The organism is Promicromonospora citrea (assembly GCF_013004695.1).
Classification (GTDB): domain Bacteria; phylum Actinomycetota; class Actinomycetes; order Actinomycetales; family Cellulomonadaceae; genus Promicromonospora; species Promicromonospora citrea.
Map to the genome: position 1 here is coordinate 1 of NZ_JABEMG010000223.1, position 4,436 is coordinate 4,436.

The window sequence follows — 4,436 nt, forward strand, 5'->3', positions numbered from 1 at the left end:
GTCCCCGACCCCGCCGACACCGACCCCGGCACGACGACGCGCACCACGCTGCGCCTGCCCGACCACCTCAAGACCCGCGCCGAGGCCGCCGCCGCCCGCGACGGCGTCTCCGTCAACACCTGGCTCGTCCGCGCCGTCGCCGCCGCCCTCGAGCAGCCCCCGGGCCGGCCCGAGGTGCAGACCCCGCCCGGCCGCCCCGGCGGCACACGCCTGACCGGCTGGGTGCGCTGACCCGGGCCGATCCGACACCACCGCGACACCACCTGACACCACACCGTCGCACCCAGGCATCGTCCGCACCCGACCGCCCGACCACCCGACCGCCCGCCACCACCCGCCTCCTGGAGCCCCCATGCCCACGTTCCCCGCACCCGCCCCCGTCCCCGTCGTCGTCGACGTCCCGTTCGGCACCCTGCGCGTCGCCGCGAGCGAGCGCGACGACGTCGTCGTCACCGTGGAGCCCGCCGACCCCTCGAGGACCGGCGCGGTGCGCGCCGCCGAGCAGACCCGCGTCGTCCGCGACGGCGACGCCGTCACGATCGTCTCCCCGAGCTCCTGGAAGCAGTACGTCATGCCGTTCTCGGCCGGCGGGGCGATCGTCACCATCGAGGTGCCCACGGGCTCCGACCTGCGTGGCAAGGCCGGGTCGTTGTCCGCGGAGGGCCGGCTCGGCACCGTCGACCTCACCCTCAACGGCGGCGACGCGCGGCTGGACGAGGCCGGCTGCCTGGACCTCACCGTCTCGGCCGGGTCCGTCGTCGTGGGCCGCGCCACCGGTCCCACCCGGGTCAAGGCGTCCGCGGGCGGCGTCCGGATCACCGAGATCGCCGGCGAGGGTACCGTCCGCGCCGCCAACGGCCCCACCATCATCGGCTCGGTGACCGGCACGCTCGACGTCACCGGGGCGCACGCCGAGGTCGTGGTGCACCGCGTCCACGGTGCGCTCACGGTCAGGTCGGCGCACGCGGGCGTCCGCGTCGAGCGCGTCGACTCCGGCAGCGTCACCGCCACGACGTCGTACGGCTCCATCGAGATCGACGTGCCGGAGGGCACGGCCGCCTGGCTCGACGTCAGCTCGGAGCACGGCAGCGTCCGCAACGACCTCGCGCCCGCCGACGGCCCCGTCGAGCACGAGGCCACCGCCGAGATCCACGCCAGCACCGGCTGGGGCGACGTCATCGTCCGCCGCCCCTGACCGGCCCCGGACCCCACCCCGGAGAGGGACAAGACATGAGCCTGCCCACCGCGCCGGGTCGCGAGACCGCGATCCGGGTCCGCGCCATCGAGAAGTCCTACCCCCAGAAGGACCGCACGGACCTGCCCGTCCTGCGCGGCGTCGACCTCGACGTCGCCCGCGGCAGCATCGTCGCGCTCCTCGGCTCCAACGGCGCCGGGAAGACCACGCTGGTGCGGATCCTGTCCACGCTGCTGGCCGCCGACGCGGGCACCGCGAGCGTCAATGGGTTCGACGTCGCCACCCAGGCGGCCGACGTGCGCGAGTCCATCAGCCTCACCGGCCAGTTCGCGGCCGTCGACGAGATCCTCACCGGCCGGGAGAACCTCGTCCTGATCGCCCGGCTGCGGCACCTGCCCGACCCCGGCCGGGTCGCGGACGACCTGCTGGCCCGCTTCCGGCTCACCGAGGCCGGCGGCCGCCGGGCGGGCACCTGGTCCGGCGGCATGCGCCGCCGTCTCGACATCGCGATGAGCCTGATCGGTGACCCATCCGTCATCGTCCTCGACGAGCCCACCACGGGCCTCGACCCGCAGGCGCGCCTCGAGGTCTGGCAGACCGTCAGGACGCTGGCCGAGGACGGCACCACCGTCCTGCTCACCACCCAGTACCTCGACGAGGCCGACCAGCTCGCCGACCGGATCGCGATCCTGCACGAGGGCCGCGTCGTCGCCGACGGCACGCCGGCCGAGCTCAAGGCGCTCCTGCCGCCCGCCACGGTCGAGTACGTGGAGAGGCAGCCGTCCCTGGAGGACGTCTTCCTCGCGCTCGTCGGCGGCACCACCCCCACCACCACTCCCACGAGCGACCCGGAGGACGACCGATGAGCAGGAGCTTCCTCGGCGACACCGCCGCGCTGACCGGACGGTCCCTGACCCACGTCCTGCGCAGCCCCGACACCATCGTCACCACCGCGGTGACCCCGCTCGCCCTCATGCTGCTGTTCGTCTACGTGTTCGGCGGCGCGATCCGGACCGGCACGGAGAGCTACGTCACCTACCTGCTGCCGGGCATCCTGCTCATCACCGTGGCGTCGGGCGTCGCCTACACGGCCTACCGGCTGTTCCTGGACCTGCAGGGCGGCATCCTCGAGCGGTTCCGGTCCATGCCGATCGCCCGGTCGTCCGTGCTGTGGGCGCACGTGCTCACCTCGCTGGTGGCCAACCTGGTCTCGGTGGCGGTGGTCGTGCTGGTCGCCCTGCTCCTGGGCTTCCGCTCCGGGGCTGGCGTGCTCGCCTGGCTCGCCGTGGCGGGCGTCGTCGCCCTGTTCACGCTGGCCCTGACCTGGCTCGCCGTGGTCGCCGGCCTGTCCGCGAGAACCGTGGACGGCGCGAGCGCGTTCTCCTACCCGCTCATCTTCCTGCCGTTCATCAGCTCGGCGTTCGTGCCGACGGAGACCATGCCGGGGCCGGTGCGCTGGTTCGCCGAGCACCAGCCCGTCACCTCGATCGTCGACGCGATCCGCGACCTGCTGGCCGAGCAACCGGTCGGCACGGACGTCTGGGTCGCTCTCGCCTGGTGCGTCGGCATCCTGCTCGTCGCCTGGGCGGCCGCGATGTCCGCGTACCGCCGGCGCGTCTCCTGACCACGCCGTTCCCGCCACCGCGTGCCCCGGCCGGATCCGGCCGGGGCACGCCCTTGCCACCCGGGGGTGACCTGTGCCACATTCGTGACACTGCGTGCCGTTTCTCCCGTGCCGAGACGGCACGGCGTGCCACTCAACGTCGAGAGGACTCCCATGGACCAGCCGCAGGCCGCGGCCCGCGACGCGCTGCACGCCGTCGCCAGCCGCAAGGCCGTGCTCCACCTGCTCCCGCTGCTCTGCCTCGCCTACTTCATGGCCTTCGTGGACCGCACCAACGTCGGCCTCGCCAAGTCCTCGCTCGAGACCGACGTCGGCATCGGGGCCGCGGCGTACGGCCTGGGCGCCGGCATCTTCTTCCTCAGCTACGCGCTGCTCGAGGTGCCGAGCAACCTGATCATGCACCGGGTGGGCCCGCGCGCCTGGATCACCCGGATCGCGATCACGTGGGGCGCCCTGACCACCGCGATGATGTTCGTGCAGGGCGAGACGAGCTTCTACGTCGTGCGCTTCCTGCTCGGCGCGGCCGAGGCGGGCCTCTTCCCCGCCCTCATGTACATCATCACGGTCTGGTTCGCGCAGTCCCAGCGCGCCACCATGGTCGGCCTGCTCTATCTCGCCGTCTGCGCGGGGCTCACCCTGGGCGGCCCGCTGGGCGGCGCCCTCATGGAGCTCGCGGGCGCCAGCGGCCTGCACGGCTGGCAGTGGATGTTCCTCATCGAGGGCTCGTTCACGATCCTGGTCGGCCTCGCCGTCTGGCGGTGGCTGCCGAACAAGCCGTCCGACGCGCGCTGGCTCACGCCCGAGGAGGCCGCCGTGCTGGAGGAGCGCGCCGCGACCCGTGGCGCGCCCGCGCACACCACCCTGCGCGGCAACGTCCGCGTCGCCTTCGGCCGCCCGTTCATCCTCGCGCTCGCCGCCGTCTACTTCGCCAACCAGGTCGCCTCGGTGGCGATCCAGTACAACTTCCCGTCCATCGTCGAGAGCATCGACATCAGCAGACCGTTCCTCGTCGGCCTCGTCAGCGGCAGCGTCGGGATCGGCGCACTGCTCGGCGTCCTGCTGATCCCCGCCGTCCAGCGCCGCGTGCGCGACGAGGTGCGCGTCATCGTCTGGTGCTCGATCGGCACCGCCGCGACGTCGGTCGCCTACGTGCTCGCCACCGCCCCCGTGCTGCGCATCTCGCTCATCGTGCTCGCCATGTTCTTCCTCATCGGCGTGCTGCCGATCTACTGGTCGGTCGCCACCGCACGCATGTCCGGGCTCATGGCCGCGGCAGGCCTCGCGTTCATCAACACGCTCGGCCTGCTCGGCGGGTTCCTCGGTCCCTACCTGTACGGCTGGGCCGAGGGCGCCTGGGGTGCGGGCACCTCGGCGTGGATCGTGCTCGTCGGCTTCTCCGCGCTCGGCGTGCTGCTCATCCCGCTGCTGCAGGGCACCGTGCGCGCGGAGGACCGCGCCACCGCCGCCGGGCGGCACGAGCCCGCGACGGACCCCGCCGCGAGCGCGACGCCCGGCGGCCGACCGCCGTGACCGAGGCGGAGCTGCACCAGGTGCTCGCGTGCCCGGACGTCGAGGGAGCCACCCTGGCGCCGCCGGGCCGAACCGCGCGCTGAGTGC

The 4,436-nt window shown here is 73.6% G+C and carries 5 protein-coding genes; all 5 read left to right on the forward strand.

What is annotated here, in order from left to right; genetic code table 11:
- A partial coding sequence (locus HLB15_RS22655; RefSeq protein ID WP_171108904.1) for a toxin-antitoxin system HicB family antitoxin occupies positions 1-231 on the forward strand: 231 nt, incomplete at its 5' end.
- A gap of 121 nt (positions 232-352) precedes the next feature.
- Complete coding sequence (locus tag HLB15_RS22660; protein WP_171108906.1) at positions 353-1,195, forward strand: DUF4097 family beta strand repeat-containing protein; 843 nt, start codon at positions 353-355, stop codon at positions 1,193-1,195.
- A gap of 35 nt (positions 1,196-1,230) precedes the next feature.
- Positions 1,231-2,061, forward strand: coding sequence for an ABC transporter ATP-binding protein (locus tag HLB15_RS22665; RefSeq protein WP_171108908.1), 831 nt, complete (start codon positions 1,231-1,233; stop codon positions 2,059-2,061).
- Entirely contained in the window at positions 2,058-2,819 is a 762-nt protein-coding gene (locus HLB15_RS22670; RefSeq protein WP_171108910.1) for an ABC transporter permease, read from the forward strand. Before HLB15_RS22665 ends, HLB15_RS22670 begins: the two co-directional genes overlap by 4 nt.
- A 153-nt stretch (positions 2,820-2,972) precedes the next feature.
- Positions 2,973-4,349, forward strand: coding sequence for an MFS transporter (locus HLB15_RS22675; protein ID WP_171108912.1), 1,377 nt, complete (start codon positions 2,973-2,975; stop codon positions 4,347-4,349).
- Positions 4,350-4,436 lie beyond the last annotated feature (87 nt).

Coding starts and splice junctions, on each gene's coding strand:
- HLB15_RS22660 (WP_171108906.1), top strand. CDS start 353: ATGCCCACGTTCCCCGCACCCGCCCCCGTCCCCGTCGTCGTCGACGTC.
- HLB15_RS22665 (WP_171108908.1), top strand. CDS start 1,231: ATGAGCCTGCCCACCGCGCCGGGTCGCGAGACCGCGATCCGGGTCCGC.
- HLB15_RS22670 (WP_171108910.1), top strand. CDS start 2,058: ATGAGCAGGAGCTTCCTCGGCGACACCGCCGCGCTGACCGGACGGTCC.
- HLB15_RS22675 (WP_171108912.1), top strand. CDS start 2,973: ATGGACCAGCCGCAGGCCGCGGCCCGCGACGCGCTGCACGCCGTCGCC.